Annotated in this window: 15 protein-coding genes; 8 read left to right on the top strand and 7 right to left on the bottom strand. The window is 70.6% G+C overall.

Annotated elements, in window-relative coordinates; genetic code table 11:
- The first annotated feature begins 4 nt into the window (after positions 1–4).
- The 3 genes from OHA25_RS52540 to OHA25_RS52530 are packed head-to-tail and all read left to right on the top strand — an operon-like array spanning position 5 to position 4,317.
- Complete coding sequence (locus OHA25_RS52540) at positions 5–1,387, top strand: MDR family MFS transporter (protein ID WP_327584357.1); 1,383 nt, start codon at positions 5–7, stop codon at positions 1,385–1,387.
- Positions 1,384–3,705: a PEP/pyruvate-binding domain-containing protein gene (locus tag OHA25_RS52535; RefSeq protein ID WP_327584356.1), complete on the top strand. Its 2,322-nt coding sequence runs from the start codon at positions 1,384–1,386 to the stop codon at positions 3,703–3,705. The genes OHA25_RS52540 and OHA25_RS52535 overlap by 4 nt, the downstream gene beginning before the upstream one ends.
- A gap of 9 nt (positions 3,706–3,714) precedes the next feature.
- Entirely contained in the window at positions 3,715–4,317 is a 603-nt protein-coding gene (locus OHA25_RS52530) for a TetR/AcrR family transcriptional regulator (RefSeq protein WP_327584355.1), read from the top strand.
- On the opposite strand, the gene OHA25_RS52525 is transcribed toward OHA25_RS52530, so the two are convergent.
- From OHA25_RS52525 to OHA25_RS52515, 3 genes are read right to left on the bottom strand one after another with little or no spacing between them, the layout of a single operon-like run.
- Positions 4,304–5,185: a hypothetical protein gene (locus tag OHA25_RS52525; protein ID WP_327584354.1), complete on the bottom strand. Its 882-nt coding sequence runs from the start codon at positions 5,183–5,185 to the stop codon at positions 4,304–4,306. The two genes, OHA25_RS52530 and OHA25_RS52525, sit on opposite strands and share 14 nt — an antisense overlap.
- On the bottom strand, positions 5,182–5,505 hold the full coding sequence (locus OHA25_RS52520; RefSeq protein ID WP_327584353.1) for a PadR family transcriptional regulator: 324 nt from the start codon (positions 5,503–5,505) through the stop codon (positions 5,182–5,184). Before OHA25_RS52520 ends, OHA25_RS52525 begins: the two co-directional genes overlap by 4 nt.
- Positions 5,506–5,529: 24 nt before the next feature.
- Positions 5,530–6,228 (bottom strand): TetR/AcrR family transcriptional regulator, encoded by a 699-nt coding sequence (locus OHA25_RS52515; protein ID WP_327584352.1) that lies wholly within the window; start codon positions 6,226–6,228, stop codon positions 5,530–5,532.
- 115 nt (positions 6,229–6,343) lie between these two features.
- On the opposite strand from OHA25_RS52515, the gene OHA25_RS52510 reads away from it, so the two are divergent.
- The 3 genes from OHA25_RS52510 to OHA25_RS52500 are packed head-to-tail and all read left to right on the top strand — an operon-like array spanning position 6,344 to position 8,495.
- A complete protein-coding gene (locus OHA25_RS52510; RefSeq protein WP_327584351.1) occupies positions 6,344–6,697 on the top strand; it encodes a YrdB family protein in 354 nt (117 codons plus the stop codon).
- A 2-nt stretch (positions 6,698–6,699) separates the two neighbouring features.
- Complete coding sequence (locus OHA25_RS52505) at positions 6,700–7,611, top strand: NAD-dependent epimerase/dehydratase family protein (RefSeq protein ID WP_327584350.1); 912 nt, start codon at positions 6,700–6,702, stop codon at positions 7,609–7,611.
- Entirely contained in the window at positions 7,608–8,495 is an 888-nt protein-coding gene (locus OHA25_RS52500) for a Gfo/Idh/MocA family protein (protein ID WP_327584349.1), read from the top strand. The genes OHA25_RS52505 and OHA25_RS52500 overlap by 4 nt, the downstream gene beginning before the upstream one ends.
- On the opposite strand, the gene OHA25_RS52495 is transcribed toward OHA25_RS52500, so the two are convergent.
- From OHA25_RS52495 to OHA25_RS52480, 4 genes are all read right to left on the bottom strand, one after another.
- Positions 8,479–9,306, bottom strand: coding sequence for a trypsin-like serine peptidase (locus tag OHA25_RS52495; protein WP_327584348.1), 828 nt, complete (start codon positions 9,304–9,306; stop codon positions 8,479–8,481). The genes OHA25_RS52500 and OHA25_RS52495 overlap by 17 nt on opposite strands.
- 58 nt (positions 9,307–9,364) lie before the next feature.
- Entirely contained in the window at positions 9,365–10,369 is a 1,005-nt protein-coding gene (locus OHA25_RS52490; RefSeq protein WP_327584347.1) for an acetamidase/formamidase family protein, read from the bottom strand.
- Positions 10,366–11,733, bottom strand: coding sequence for an APC family permease (locus OHA25_RS52485; protein WP_327584346.1), 1,368 nt, complete (start codon positions 11,731–11,733; stop codon positions 10,366–10,368). The genes OHA25_RS52490 and OHA25_RS52485 overlap by 4 nt, the downstream gene beginning before the upstream one ends.
- A 249-nt stretch (positions 11,734–11,982) precedes the next feature.
- On the bottom strand, positions 11,983–13,260 hold the full coding sequence (locus OHA25_RS52480; protein ID WP_327584345.1) for a Glu/Leu/Phe/Val family dehydrogenase: 1,278 nt from the start codon (positions 13,258–13,260) through the stop codon (positions 11,983–11,985).
- A gap of 214 nt (positions 13,261–13,474) precedes the next feature.
- On the opposite strand from OHA25_RS52480, the gene OHA25_RS52475 reads away from it, so the two are divergent.
- Entirely contained in the window at positions 13,475–15,043 is a 1,569-nt protein-coding gene (locus OHA25_RS52475) for an alkaline phosphatase D family protein (protein WP_327584344.1), read from the top strand.
- Between the two features lie 21 nt (positions 15,044–15,064).
- Positions 15,065–15,781, top strand: coding sequence for a class I SAM-dependent methyltransferase (locus OHA25_RS52470; protein ID WP_327584343.1), 717 nt, complete (start codon positions 15,065–15,067; stop codon positions 15,779–15,781).
- Positions 15,782–15,958 lie beyond the last annotated feature (177 nt).

Genomic DNA, 15,958 nt, shown 5'->3' with positions numbered 1-15,958 from the left:
TGCCATGGGTCTTGTGTTGTCGGGTCTGATACTGGCGATGTTGCTGGGTGCGCTCGATCAGACGATCATGGCTCCCGCCCTCCCCGCCGTGGCGGGCAGTCTCGGCGGGCTCGATCAGATGCCCGCCGTCGTCACCGCCTACCTCGCCGCCGCCACCGTCGTCATGCCCGTCTACGGCAAGCTCGGCGACCGCTACGGCCGCAAGCCCACCATGCAGGTCGCCATCGTCGTCTTCGTCACCGGTGCCGTGCTGTGCGCCCTCGCCACGTCGATGCCGCAGTTCATCGCCTTCCGCGCGGTGCAGGGGCTCGGCGGGGGCGGGTTGATGATCGGGGCGCAGGCGATCATCGGGGAGATCGTCAGCCCGCGTGAGCGGGGCCGCTATCTCGGGTTCATCGGCGCCGCTTACGTCGTGGCCGCCGTGGGCGGGCCGCTGGTCGGCGGGTTCTTCATCGACTCGCTCGGGTGGCGGTGGATCTTCGCCATCTACCCGCCGCTCGGGCTGGTGGCCCTGGTCGTGCTGAGTGTCACCTTGCGCCTGCCGAGGCCCCGGAACCACCGGATGCCGTTCGATGTCGTGGGCGCGCTCACGCTGGCCGTCGCCGTCGTGGGTGTCGTCATGGTGGGGCAGACCCGGGAGCCGGTCTACCTGCTGGTGGCAGGGGGCGGGGTGGTGGCGTGGCTGGTCAGTGCCCGCTTCGCCAAAGATCCGATCCTGCCGCTGCGGCTCTTCCGCGATCGGGCCTTCGCCGTGCCTGTGGCGATCAGCCTGCTCATCGGGTTCGCGTTGTTCGGAACGATCACGTACATGCCGGCGTATCTGCAGATCGCGCTGGAGACCAGCGCGACGCAGGCGGGGCTGCTGGTGACCGCGCTCATGGGCGGGGTCCTCGTCACCACGATCGTGTCCGGGCGGCTGATTACCAAGACCGGGGTGTACAAGCCATACCCCATCGCGGGTACGGCGGCGGCGGCCGTCGGGCTGGCGCTCGTCGGGGTCGCGGGGGGCTCGCCGCTCGCGCTGGCCGGTGCGATGCTGCTGACCGGGCTCGGGGTCGGGCTGGTCATGCAGGTCATGGTGCTGGCCGCGCAGAACGCCGTCGAGCACGCCGACCTCGGCACCGCCACCTCCTCGGTGACGTTCCTGCGGCAGATCGGGGCGTCGGCCGGGGTCGCGCTGGTCGGCGCGCTCATCACGCTGAGGTCCGGGATCCCCGCTACCGCCACCCCGTCGGACCTGCCGGACGGTGTCCGCGACGCGTTCGCCGCGGCCGCGCCGCCCGTGTTCGCCGCCATGGCGCCGCTGCTCGCCGTGGCCTTCTTCCTCGCGCTGGCCCTGCCCGCGCGTCCCCTCCGCACCCGAGCCTACGTCGAGGAGACATCGTGAAACTCGTCGCACCCCTGAGCGCGTTCGGCCGGGGCGACCTGGCCATGGCCGGTGGCAAGGGCGCCAACCTGGGAGAGCTTGTCAGGAACGGCTTCCCGGTCCCAGGTGGCTTCGTCGTCACCACGCATGCCTACGACCTCGTCGCCCAAGGCCGCACCACGACGGACATGTCTGACGAGCTGCGGCGCATGATCCTCGACGCCTACGCCGAGCTCGGCGGCGGGCCGGTGGCGGTGCGGTCCAGTGCCACCGCCGAGGACCTGCCGGGGGCCGCGTTCGCCGGGCAGCAGGACACCTTCCTCAACGTCGTCGGTGAGGAAGCACTGCTCGACGCGGTACGACGCTGCTGGGGCTCCCTGTGGACCGACCGCGCCGTCGCCTACCGCGCCAGGCTGGGCATCGAGGACGTGAGCATCGCGGTGGTCGTGCAGAGCATGGTCGAGGCCGACACAGCAGGCGTCATGTTCACCGCGAACCCGGTCAGCGGCGACCGCACTCAGCTCGTCATCGACGCCAGCAGCGGCCTGGGCGAGGCCGTCGTGTCCGGCCTGGTCACCCCGGACCACTACGTCGTGGACGCGGCAGGTGGGGTGGAGTTCACGGCGGGTCGCCGGGAGGTCGTCATCCGGGGCAGGGCGGGCGGCGGCGTCACGCGTGAGGCCGGTGTGACGGGGGAGCGGTTGCCCGACGCGGTGGTGAGCGAGCTGGCCGCTCTTGGGCGGCGGATCGCCGATCTCTTCGGGCGGCCGCAGGACATCGAGTGGGCATGGGCGGGCGGCCGGGTCCACCTGCTGCAGGCGCGGCCCATGACGGCGCTGCCACCGCCTCCGGTCGGCAGGCTCAACCCGTTCCAGCGGCGCCTGGGCACCGTCCTGCTCGAATACCTGCCCGTTCGGCCGTACCCGATCGACATGTCGACCTGGATCCCGTACGGCCCGGCCGGGCTCATGGCCAAGGTGACCGGCGCATTCGGGCTGCACCGCGCGTTCGAGGGGTTCCTGCGTGAGGAGGACGGCGTGGTCTACGCCTTGCTGCCGCCGAAGCCGCACCCCACGCTCGGGGTCCTGGCCGCGCCGTTCCGGGTCGCGTCCAAGAGCAGGCGGTACGACCCCGCCCGCTGGACCGACGACCCGCGTTTCCGCGACTATCTCGCGGCCGTCCGGCGCCTGGCCGCCGAAGAACTGACCGAGATGGCGTGGCCGGAGCTCATCCGCATGCCCCGGCAGGCGCTCGCCCTGGTCGCGCCGGTGGCCGACCTGCGCATCGACTACCTGCCGGGCACCGGGCTCGCGCTGCTGCGGCTGCTGCTGGCGGTCAAGCTGCTGGGCCGCGGCAGGCTGTTCGGCGGCCTGCTGCACGGCGCGGTCACCCGTACCAGTGAGGCCAATCAGGCGCTGACGCGGCTGGCCGAGCTGGCCGCGCGCACCGGCGCGCTCAACGCCGACCCGCCACCCGCCGAGTTCCAGGCCGCGTTCGAGGAGTTCCTGGCCGAGTACGGCCACCGCGAGACCCTCAGCCCCATCCTCGTCACCCCGCCCACCTGGGCGGACGACCCGGACACCGTTCGCGGGCTGATCAAAGTGCTGGCCGCCGGGCCGCAGGAGCGGAAGGAATCCGACGACGCGCTGGAACGCCTCCTCGACCACCCGCTCCTGCGTCACCCGCGCCGCCGTGCCCGCATGACGCGCTGGGTAGCGGCCGCCCGTGCTGGGATCGCCTTCCGTGAGGACAGCCACTTCTCCTTCACGATGCCGCTGCCCATCCTGCGCAGGTCGCTGGTGGAGCTCGGGCGGCGACTGCGCGACAAGGGCGTGCTCGACCAGCCCGAGGACGTCTTCCACCTGCGGCTGGAGGAGCTGGAGTCGTTCCAGGACACCGCGGCGGACCGGGAGCGGCTGCGGGAGACCGCGCGGGCACGGGCGGTCAAACGCGAGGAGCTGGCCGGCACGCGGCTCATCGACCCCGGCGCGATCTTCCCCGCCCGCCAGGCCGGCGACGCGCTGCTCACCGGGTCGCCCGCGAGCGGCGGCGTCGTGACCGGGCCGGTGAAGGTGATCAAGGGGCCGGCCGAGTTCGGCAAGCTGGAGGTCGGCGACGTGCTCGTCTGCCCCTACACCAACCCCTCGTGGACGCCGCTGTTCCAGCAGGCCGCGGCCGTGGTCGTGGACAGCGGCGGCGCAGCGTCGCACGCGGCGATCGTGGCCAGGGAGTACGGCATCCCGGCCGTCATGGGCACAGGCACGGGGACGTCCGTGCTGGAGGACGGCCGGCTCGTCACCGTCAACGGCGACACCGGTACGGTCACCGGTGCTGCCTAGGATCGCCCTATGGTGACCGACCACCGCAAGCTGCCGCGCCGCCGGGGAGAGGCGCTCAACGCCGCCATCTACCAGGCGACGCTCGACGAGCTGGCCGAGAGCGGATACGCCGGGCTGACCATGGAGCGGGTGGCCGAGCGGGCCAGGGCCAGCAAGGCCTCGCTCTACCGGCGCTGGCCGACCCGCATCGAGCTGGTGATGGACGCGGTCCGCGACATGCTGCCCACCCCGGAGTCCACGCCCGACACCGGCAGCCTGCGCGGAGACCTGGTGGCCATGCTGGGCCAGGCCGCGCACATTCTGTCGGGACCCGCGGGCGAGGCGATGAGGGGGCTGCTGGGCGAGGCGCTCAGCAGCGGGTCCCCGCTGAGCACCATGCGCAGGACGTCCCAGGGCATGGGCAGGAAGACGATGGAGGAGGTCGTCCGGCGTGCCGTGGAGCGCGGCGAGGTCGACCCGGACGCGGTCACCCCGCGCCGCCTCGACAGCGGGCACGTGCTCCTGCGCCACTACTTCCTCTTCAACGGCACTCCCATCCCCGACGAGTTCGTCGTCCAGATCGTGGACGAGGTGCTCGTCCCCCTGCTGACCGGCCGGATCACACAGGGCTGAGCCGGCCGATCCGCGGTCGGCCCCGCCTGAGCACGCTCCTGGCGACCAGCGCCGCCAGCCCGCTGCTCAGCAGCGCGCTCACCGTCACCGTCGCCACGAACATCCACGACGCCTTCGGCAGCCCCAGCACCAGCAGAACCGCGACGAACAGCCAGCCCAGCGCGTTGCAGACGGCGGAGACCACGAGGGTGCGCGCGGAGGTGCGCACCGCGACCCTCAGCGCGGGCGAGCGTGCCGCGATCAGGGGCAGCGGCACCACCAAGGCCAGGATGATCGGCACGAGGAAGCCGCCCATCATGGCGTCACCGAACGGGCCGGCGGGATAGCCGTCGTGGGCGACGGCCTGCTTGTAGTAGACGAAGCAGAGCAGCCACACCGGGGTGCTGAGGTACGCGAACATCATGGTCACGTTCCGCGCCCTGACCCGGTCGAGCGGCGCCTGCCCGCGGCATTTGATGGCGCGGCACGACGCGAGCAGCACCGGAGCTCCGGAGAGCATCCCTGACACGCCTGCCGTGACGAACAGCCACATCGCCGCGTCCTGCAGGTCGAGCGCGATCGGCCCGGCGGTCGCGGCCTCGGCCCACGCGCCGTGGAGGCTGGCCGGGTCGCGCACACCCGGGTTCCACAACAACCACAGGGCGCCCACCCCGACGACCAGGGCCACCGCGAGCGGGACCGGCGACGTGGCCCCTGACCGGCGACGGTCGTGGAGCCAGGCGTCGGCCGCGCCCAGGAGCAGGTCCACCACCGTGCGCAGGCGCACCGGCCGTGCCGCGATCAGGTCGCCGACCTCCTCGCCGTAGCGCTCCTTCCACGCCTGCGGATAGAAACTGAGCGCCTCTCGCGCCAGGCATCGCAGGTTCATGCCGGCCCCCAAGCCGCGCGTCTGGCCCCCGCTTGCTCGACTCGCCGCAGCGTCGCCAGCTGCTCCTGCAGCGCGGCGCGGCCGCTCTCGGTGATCCGGTACGGCTTGCGCCGCTCGGACGACTCCACCGGCTCGATCCAGCCACGCTCCTCGAGCCGCATCAGCGCTCCGTAGAGCGTGCCCGGCTCCAGCACCGTGCCCGAGAACTCCTCGATGTCATTGATCATCCGATAGCCGTGCTTCTGCCCCTCGGCCAAGCTGATGAGGACGAGCATTGCCACGTCCGTGAAGCGGCCGAGCTCTTGTGTTCTCCGTGCCATGTATTCAGTAAAACTTAGTAAGTCTCACTGAGCAAGACCCATCAATGCGGCCATGAGCCGCATCGAGTGGTCGAAGGCGGTGTGGCGGTCCTCGATGGTGTTGTTGTACTGGCCGAACAGCTCGAAGCTGACCCAGCCGTACAGGGCGGTCCACGCCATCACGCCGCGGAAGATCACGTCGTCGGGGGTGTCGGGGATGAGGGTGCGGACGGCGGCCGCGTCCGCCTGGAGCGAGGGCGGGGGAGGGGGCACCGGCTGGGCCGGGGTGAGGGCGGCCGCCTGGTGGGCCTCCGACAGAATGCGGCCGAACACGATCGTGTCGCGCACGGCGGCGGGGATCGTGTCCTGCGGGGCCTGGTAGCCGGGCACGGGAGAGCCGTAGAGCAAGGCGTATTCGTGCGGGTGTGCCAGTGCCCAGTCGCGCACGGCGTGGCAGACGGCCAGCCACCGGCCGAGAAAGTCCTCTCGCGGGCAGCCCGCATCGGCCTGCTCCACGGCTTCGCCGACGGCGTTGTAGCCGTCGATGATCAATGCGGTGAGCAGATCGTCGCGGCTCGGGAAATAGCGGTAGATGGCGGAGGAGACCATGCCCATCTCCCGCGCCACGGCCCGCAGTGACAGGCCGCCCGCGCCCTCGGTGGCAAGCTGGCGGCGTGCGATGTCGGTGATCTCTCTGGTGAGCTCCGCCCTGACACGTTCTCTGGCGGTACGGCCGGCTGTCATGCCAGCAGGCTATCAGAGCAGTGAGAAGAAACGAGAGCACTGCTCTTGACGGACGGTGCTCTATTGAGAGAGCATTGCTCTCGTAAGCAACGGCACCGCCCCACGGAGGCTCCGGATGTTCGACCTCGCCAAGCACGCCAACGCGGCCCTGATGTTCCTCTTGGAGCTAGGCGTGCTGGTCTCCGTGGGCTACTGGGGGTTCAGCGTCAGCCCTAACTGGGTCATCAAGCTCCTGGCCGGGCTCGGCGGGCTGGCCCTGTTCATCGCCGCATGGGCGCTGTTCGGGGCCGGCGGCGGCGCGAACGCCACGTTCCCGCTCACCGGCCTGGCCCGCGCCGCCCTGGAGATCCTCTGGTTCGGCGGCGGCGCCCTGGCGCTCTACGCCTCCGGCCTGACGGCCTCCGCGGCCGTCTTCTCTGCTCTCTTCGTCCTCAACGCGGTCCTCCGCATCGTCTGGAAGCAGGTCTGATCATGGGTAAGCACGTCGTGGTGGGTTCCGGCCAGGTCGGCACGCACCTGGCCACCAAGCTCCTCGACCAAGGACACGAGGTCACCGTGGTGACCCGCTCGGGCAGCGGACCCGAAGGGGCGGTCAAGGTGGCCGCGGATGTGGCCGACAAGAACAGGATGATCGAGATCACCCGGGGGGCGGACGTCCTCTACAACGCCGTCAACCCGAAGTATCACCGCTGGCTCACCGACTGGCCGCCGATGGCCGCGTCCTTCCTGGCCGCCGCCGAGGCGAGCGGCGCCGTGTACGTGATGCTCGGCAACCTCTACCCGTACGGGCCCGTCTCGGTCCCGATGACCGAGGACCTGCCGCTCGCCTCGACCAACCCCAAGTTCCGGGTGCGTGCGAAGATGTGGGCCGACGCGCTGGCCGCCCACGAGGCCGGCCGGATCAGGGCGACCGAGGTGCGCGGCTCCGACTACTTCGGCCCGGGCGCCACCGACCAGTCCTACCTGGGTGACCGGTTCCTCGTCCCGCTCCGGGCGGGCAAGACGATCCAGCTCGTCTGGCCTGCTGACATCCCGCACAGCTTCACGTACCTGCCCGACGTGGCCGACGCCCTGATCGTGGCGGGCGGGGACGAGCGGGCCTGGGGCAAGCCCTGGCACGTGCCGACCGCCGAGCCGGTGACCTTCCGCGAGATCGGGGAGCGGATGGCCGCCCTGCTCGGACGCCCCGCGCCCCGGATGGTTCAGCTGCCGTGGCCCGTGGTGCGGGCGGTCGGCCTCTTCTCGCCCATGATCGGCGAGCTCGGGCACGTCCGCTACCAGTTCACCAAGCCGTTCGTGCTCGACTCGTCGGCTTTCCAGCGCACGTTCGGCGTGGCGCCTACTCCGATCAACCAGGCGCTCAAGGCTACGCTCGACGGGTGAAGATAGCCATGATCGGCCTGGGTGACATCGCGGAGAAGGCCTACCTGCCCGTGCTCGCCGCCCAGCCCGCCCTCGACCTCCACCTCTGCACCCGCAACAGCGCCCGGCTCGACCGGCTCGGCGACGCCTACCGCATCGCCCGCCGGTCGGCGAGCGTGGATGAGGTGATCAAGGCGGGGGTCGACGCGGCGTTCGTGCACGCCGCGACCGACGCGCACCCGGAGATCGTCGAGCCGCTGCTCAGCGCCGGGATCCACGTCTACGTCGACAAGCCGATCGCGTACACGCTGGGGGAGTGCGAGCGCCTCGTACGGCTCGCGAAGGCCGAGGACAGGTCGCTGATGGTCGGCTTCAACCGCCGCTACGCGCCCGGATATGTCGGACTTGCCGCTCATCCTCGACACCTCATCCTCATGGAGAAGAACCGCGACAACCACCCCGACGAGCCCCGTCGGGTGATATTTGATGACTTCATCCATGTGGTGGACACCCTCCGCTTCCTCGCCCCCGGCCCGATCAGCGCCACCACGATCCGGACCCGCGTCACGAACGGCCTGATCGAGCACATGGTCCTGGAGCTGTCGGGCGACGGTTTCACCGCCATCGGCGTCATGAACAGGATGAGCGGCGCCGCCGAAGAGACCTGCGAGGCCATGGGCGACGGCGTCAAGCGCCGCGTGGTCAACCTCGGCGACGTCATCGACTACCGCAACGGCGAGCGGCTCGTCCGGCGGCCCGACTGGGTGCCCGTGGCCAGGCAGCGCGGCATCGAGCAGATCTGCCTGGAGTTCCTCGCCGCCGTCGGCGAGGGCCGCAGGATCGACGCCAACGACGCGCTGCGCACGCACGAGCTGTGCGAGCAGATCGTCAGTCAGGCCGCTTGACCTGCATCGCCCGGTCGGCCTTGGCGAGCATGCGCTCGAAGGGCCGGCCGCCCAACCTGGTCAGCACGGTATAGCCCTTCGCGTCACGCAACGGGCTGGACGACGACACGACGCCCGCGATCGCGCCGCCGTACAACACGGGACCGCCGCTGCCGCCCGCGGCGGCGTGGCAGTTATGCGTGATCATCAGGCCGCGGCCGTCCGAGACGCCCTCGACCGCGTCGCCCAGGCACCGGTGCAGCCGCAACCCCCGATAGCCCTTGCCCGCCGGGTAGCCGAGCAGCTCGAGCCCGCGCAGCGCGGTCCCCCTGGCGGTCGGCATCGTCCGCAGCCCGCTCCCGGTCACGTCCTCCAGCGGGCGCCGCTGTGCCATCACCCCGACCAGACCGACGTCGTACGGCAGCAACTCGGCCGAGAACGGCTCCTTCCGCCACTTGGCCGGCACCCACGTGCGCGCGACCCGCCATACCCCCAGCCGCGGGCGGCCTCGGTCGTAGCCCGGTATGAAGGCGAGCTGCTTCAGCCGCCGGCCCCGGTGATGAAGGCAGTGCGCCGCCGTCAGCACCAGGCTGCGGCTGCGCGACCCGATCACCGTGCCTCCGCACACCACGTCCCGCCGCGTGACGGGATCTCGGCCGACCAGCAGCCCCGTGAGCCGCCGCGCCCCCGTATAGGGGCGCGGGACCGGGGCGTAACCCAGACGATCCCCGTTCGGGGTCAGAACTTGGGGGACGGGGATGTTACGTTGCGACACCTCGGCGATGACGGCGGTTGGATCGAGCAGGACCAGGGAAAGCACCAGCCTGAGCACCCTCCCAGTGTTAGCAGAAGATGATCAGTGCGCTGATCTGCAACAATCATTGTTTTACCTAACCTGTGTACTGGGAACCCAGGGTTCGCAGCCGGGCATGCGCGTCTTCGTAGACGGCGGGCCTGCCGAGGTAGGCCTTCGGCAGCTTGGCCACCATCGTGTAGTTGGTGTCGCACACGTTGCCCACCGGCGCCTGCCCCGCCTGGCTGACCAGCTGATACGCGTCGAGCGTGTCCAGCCCGGTCAGCTCCGACGTCCAGGTGACCAGGTCGTGCTGGCTGATCCGGTACGCGTCCTCCAGCGGCCGGGCCGAGCCCGTCGACATCAGGTGCAGATCGTCCTCCAGCCGCGGCCACGGCGTGGCCACGCCCTTGATCAGCTCCACCGCGACCACCGTGTTCATGGCCGACTCGACCGCGGTGCCGCACACCTCGCCGTGCCCTTGCAGCCCGTGCCCGTCGCCGATCGCGAACATCCCGCCCTCGACGTTGACCCCCAGGTAGACGGTGACTCCGGCACGCAGCTCGGGGGTGTCCATGTTGCCGCCGTGCGCGTCCGGGGTGATCGTCATGCGGGCCTCGTTCGCGCCGGGGGCCACGCCGACCGTGCCGTGCATGGGGTCGAGCGGCAGCTCGACGCTGAAGTCGGTGTTGCGGGCGTGGTAGACGGCGACCCCCTTGCCGAGGTCGATGTCGTAGCGCCAGACCCGCTCCTCGAGCGGCGGCTGGAGCATGGCCGTGGTGTGGGTGCCGGTCAGCGCGCCGAAGTGGGGGAACGTGGTCGACACCGCCCAGTCCCTGGCCGGAGTGATCTTGATGAAGTGCAGGGCCAGCGTGTCGCCGGGCTCGGCGCCCTCGACGTGGAACGGCCCCGTCACCGGGTTGAGGTAGGGGAACTCGCACACCTGCGACGGCAGGTCGTCCACGCTCCGCACCAGGCCGCCGAAGCAGTCCTCGGTGTACAACTCCAGGATCGTGCCCGGACGTACCTTGCCCAGGGCCGGGCGCCCCCCGAAGGTGTAGCTCAGCTCCTCAGGCGAGGGATGGTAGGACACGACGTTCACTGGACCTCCTTGGGAAGCACAGGCCGGCGGCCCGTGACGTAGGTGATGCCGAGGACGACCAGGCCGACGGCGAGCCAGATGCCGCCGACCCACTGGGCGTGCACGTTCTGGTTGACCACGACGGCCACCAGCACGATGAAGCCGATCACCGGCGCGACCAGGTGCGCGAGCCAGTTGCGGCTGCCGCGCTTGACGACGTAGTACACGACGACGGAGATGTGCAGCAGCAGGAACGCGGTCATGGCGCCGAAGTTGACCAGCGAGGCCAGCTCGCCGATGCCGTTCGCCCTGGTGCTCATGTAGATGCCGAGGATCAGCGAGATCGCCGCCACGACGAGCGTCGCGTTGACCGGCACCTTGTGCTTGGGGTCCACCCTGCCGAGGAACGAGGGCAGCTGCCGGTCCCGGCCCATCGCGAACAGCAGCCGCGACGTGGCCGCCTGGGCGACCAGCGAGTTGGCGAAGCCCCACGCGACCGCCGTGGCCACGGCGGTCAGCACCGACAGCCAGGCCCCGCCGGCGAACGCGGCGGTGTCGTAGAAGGCGCTGCCGGCCGGGTCGCCGTTCGTGATCAGGTTGTCCCTGTTCGGCGTCAGCAGCGCCGCCACCCAGGTCTGCACCACGAACAACACCGCGGCCAGGCCCAGCGCGGCCACCATGGACCGGCCGAGCCGCTGCGCGTCCTCGCGGTTCTCCTCCGCCAGGGTCGAGATGCCGTCGAAGCCGAGGAACGACAGCACGGCCACCGACGCGGCGGCCAGCACCACGCTCCACGCGAACCCGGAGGAGTCGAAGATCGGCGTGAGGAAGCCGGTCTGCGCCTTGCCCTGGGCCAGCGCGACGACGCCGACCACCAGGAAGATCGCCAGCACCGCCAGCTCGGCCACCAGCATGATCCGGGTGATCCTGGCCGTCATCTGGATGCCGAGGTAGTTCACGACCGTGTTGAGCACGACGAAGGCGACCAGCCACGCCCAGACGGGGATCACGGGCACGAACGAGTTCATGGCCACGCTGGCCACCAGGTAGAGCAGCGACGGCACGAGCACGTAGTCGAGCAGGATCGCCCATCCCGCGATGAACCCGACCGGCGCGCCGATGCCGCGCCCGGCGTAGGTGTAGACCGAGCCGGCCATGGGGAAGGCGCGCGCCATCTGCGCGTACGACAGCGCCGTGAACGCCATGGCGACGAGCCCGATGACGTACGCCAGCGCCACCATCCCGTGGGAGGCGGCGAAGACGTTTCCGAAGATGCCGAACGGCGCGATCGGCACCATGAAGATCAAGCCATAGATCATCAGATCGGCGAAGCCTAAGGAACGGTTGAGCTCCTGGCGGTAGCCGAACTGCTCAATTGCGCTCATGTACAGCTCCTCGCTGCTTGGGGGGCGATTCGCACATTAGAGGCTAAGTCTTATAGGGAAAAGATCTCTTCAGAACGAATTCCCGGCATCGCTCAGGGCAAGATCGCACCGGCGAGGAGGGCGGCGTGCGCGGTGGCGCGGCGGTCCTGCCCGCGCTGGAGACGGTCGTCCCCGGTCACGGCCCGATGGGCGACGGCCGCGGGGATCAGGCGAGGGCGGGGGCCCGCCGGAGCGAGCCCCCGCCGGCGGTCACGGGTAGAGACCGCGCATCTGGTGGGCCTCGGCGACGCGACCCACGCCGATGACGTGCGCCGCCTGCCTCAGCGTCAGCCCGCGGGCCGCGGCCATGGACTTGACCTCGGAGAACGCGCTTTCCATGAGGTCGCGCAGCTTGACCTCGACCTCCCCGGAGCTCCAGGAGTAGGCCTGCATGTTCTGCACCCACTCCAGGTACGACACGATCACCCCGCCCGCGTTGGCGAGGATGTCGGGCACGACCGTGGCCCCGTTCGCGGCCAGGATCTCGTCGGCCTCCGGCGTGGTGGGGCCGTTGGCGCCCTCCACGATCAGGCGGGCGCGCACGCGTGGCGCGTTCGCCTCAGTGATCGCGCCCTCGAGCGCCGCCGGGACCAGGACGTCCACGTCCAGTTCCAGCAGGTCGTCGAGAGGCAGGGCGTCGGCGTGGCGGTAGCCGGACACGCCGCCGGTCTCGGCCGCCCACGTGCGCAGGCCGGCGATGTCCAGCCCCGCGCTCGCGTAGACGGCGCCGGTGATGTCGGAGACCGCCACCACCTTGCAGCCGGCGTCGGCGAGGTACTGCGCGGCCAGCGCGCCCACCTTGCCGAAGCCCTGCACGGCCACGCTCGCGCCCTCGGGCGAGCGGCCGAGCGCGGCCAGCGTGGCGATCTGCACGCCGCGCGAGGTCGCGCCGGAGCGCCCGAGCGAGCCGCCCAGCGTCGTCGGCTTGCCGGTGACCACACCGGGCACCGAGTAGCCCGCGCTGACGCTGTAGGTGTCCATGATCCAGGCCATGGTCTGCTCGTCGGTGCCGACGTCGGGAGCCGGGATGTCCTTCTCCGGGCCGATCAGCGGCAGGATCTCGTTGACGTAGCGGCGGGTCAGGCGTTCGAGCTCGCGGGTGGTGAGCCCGGTCGGGTCCACGGCCACGCCGCCTTTGGCGCCGCCGTACGGGATGCCGACCAGAGCGCACTTCCACGTCATCCACATCGCGAGCGCGGTGACCTCGTGGATGTCCGTGCCGGGATGAAACCGGATGCCGCCCTTGGCGGGGCCGCGCGAGACATTGTGCTGGACGCGGAAGCCCTGGACGACGCTGAGCCGTCCGTCCTCGCGCCGCACCGGGACCGAGACGGTCAGCGAGCGGCGGGGCGTGGCCAGCACCGTGCGGAGCCCGTCGTCGAGCCCGAGGTGCTCGGCCGCCTGGTCGAGCTGGTAGAGAGCGGAGTCGAGGGCCTGGCGGCCCGGAGTGATCAGCGCCGGCGTCTTTGACGGCACCATGATGCTCATGGAAGAGATTCCTCCTGGTATATACGCCCTATTTGTAGGGAAAGCGCCATTGCCTTCACCTTCTGGGCGATGTTGTCGCGATCATCCTAGAGCGGGGGATTTGACCTTGCCTAGTTATTGGTAAAAATCCGGGCCGCTGATCGGGATGCTGTGGACCGTGCCACTCTGGCAGGCTTGGGCCACGAGGGTGTGCCGAATCGACATCGGAGGTGGGATGCCCGCACTCGTCGTGGGGCCGATGCTGCGACACGTCGATGCCAACAGCGCCTCGATCTGGGTGGAGTCCGCCGAACCCTGCACGGTCACCGTCGAAGCGGGTGGCAGGGCTTACCGGTCGCCTACCTTCACCGTGCACGGACACCACTACGCGATCGTGGATCTCGTAGAGCTCTCCCAGGATATCCCCTCCTATTCGGTCAGCCTCGGCGGGGAGCAGGTATGGCCTCCGGCGGGTCGCCCGCCCAGCAGGATCCGGCTCCTGCCGCCGGAGGGGGCGCGCCGGCTGGCGTTCGGGTCGTGCCGCACCAGCGTGCCCCACGACGTGGCGCACGTCCGCACCCATGGCGAGGACGTCCTGCGCTCCTACGGCCGCCACCTGGCGGGCTCCGGCGACGAGGAGTGGCCCGACCTGCTGCTGCTCCTGGGCGACCAGGTCTACGCCGACAATCCCTCGCCCGAGACGCTGGCCTACGTCCGCGCGCGCCGGAGCACGAGTGGCATAACGGGGCCCCAGGGGGAGATCGCCGACTTCGAGGAATACGCCGAGCTCTACCGCCAGGCGTGGACCGACCCCGAGATCCGCTGGCTGCTGTCCACCGTGCCGACCGCGATGATCTTCGACGACCACGACCTGCGCGACGACTGGAACACCTCGCAACCCTGGCGCGAGGAGATGGCCAGGACCAGCTGGTGGCGCCGCCGGGTGGTCGCCGGGCTCGGCGCGTACTGGGTCTACCAGCACCTCGGCAACCTCTCACCGGCCGAGCGCGCGGCCGACCCGCTGCTGCGCACGCTGCTGGATCTCCAAGGCCGCGACGGCGCCGACGCGCTCGACGCCTTCGCCGAGAAGGCCGACGCCGAGCCATCGAGCAACCGCTGGAGCTACGCCCGCGACCTCGGGCCCGCCCGCCTGATCATGGTCGACACCCGGTGCGCCAGGCAGCTCACGCCCGGCGCGCGCCGCATGCTCGACCCGGCGGAGCAGGCTTGGCTCGAGGAGCAGGTCGCCGCCCCGGCCGAGCGCCTGATCATCGGCTCGTCGATCCCGTTCCTGCTGCCTGAGGGCGTGCACGGGGTGCAAAACTGGAACGAGGCCCTGAGCGACGGCGCGTGGGGTCCGGTGGTGCGGCGGTGGTCGGAGAGGTTCCGGCAGGCCTTCGACCTGGAGCACTGGGCGGCGTTCCGGCGCTCGTTCGACGACCTGTCGAGGCTGTTCATCGGGCTCGGCAAGCCGGTGGTGATCCTCTCCGGCGACGTCCACTACTCCTACCTGGCCAAGGCCCGCCTCGGCCCGGTCTACCAAGTGGTCTGCTCGCCGATCCGCAACCCGCTCAGCCGCCTGCTGCGCTGGGCCAACGTGGTCACCCAGTTCTCCATCGCCACGCTGGTGGGCAGCCTGCTGGCGCGCCTCGCGCGCATTCCGCGGCCGCCGTTCCGCTGGCGGATCACCAAGGGCCCGTGGTTCCAGAACGCCGTCGCGACCCTCACCCTGCCCGATCAGGTGACCTGGTACGAGTCGCGCGACGAGGTGCTCAGGCCGATCGATTCTGTACGGCTCGAGTGAAAACGGTTATCGTCACGCTCTATGGATGAAGACCACTACTCGCTGGCCGTGCCCTTCTACGACCTGTGGCATGAGGACGGGCACGTCCCGATGATCCGCGAGCTGCTGCCACCCCTGCTGAAGGGCGTGCGGCGGAGCGTCATGGAGATCGGCGCGGGCACCGGCCTGATCACCCGGGTGATCCTCCGGGAGACGCCCGCGGAGGTCTACGCCGTCGAGCCGTCGTTCGGCATGCGCTCCGTCCTGCTCAACCGGCTGGCCGAGGACCCCGATGCGCTGAGCCGGGTGACCGTGCTGTCGTGCGGCGCGCTGAAGGCGGAGGCCGACGAGCCCGTCGAGGCCATCGTGATGATCTCGGTGCTGCACAGCTTCGACGCCGAGCAGCGGGCGGAGCTGTGGCGGGTGCTGCGCACGCAGCTGGAGCCGGGCGGGCTGTTGCTGTTCAACTGGCGCGAGCGGGCCACCCCCGTGCCGGGCGAGCCGGAGGTCGTCGGTTCCTACCGGGTCGGCAGGCACACGTACGAGATCGCGGGTCAGGTGCTCGCGGTCACCGGCGAGACGGCCAAGACCCGCTACTTCTACCGCGTGAAGCAGCGCGGCGTGGTGATCAGCGAGGACGTGGTGGTCTCCGAGAGCCACTGGCCGGCACGGGAGCGACTGGTCGCCGAGCTGGAGGCGGCGGGCTTCACCCGGGACGGCGCTCCCGACGGCTTGGAAGCCTGGCGGCTCACGAAATAGTGGGAACCGGACTCGGGCGAGTGCTTCGCGGCGCTGTTCGATCGGCACGCCGACGAGATCCACAGGTACGCGGCCCGGCGTCTCGGGGCGGAGCGGCGGCGTACCGGGGCCATGGCCACGGTCGGCGGCCGGTGCCCGTGCGCCGTAACGGCGCCCGACCCCGTAAACCACAGGACC

The organism is Nonomuraea sp. NBC_00507 (genome assembly GCF_036013525.1).
GTDB lineage: Bacteria > Actinomycetota > Actinomycetes > Streptosporangiales > Streptosporangiaceae > Nonomuraea.
This window is presented reverse-complemented; position numbering and strand designations above follow the sequence as displayed.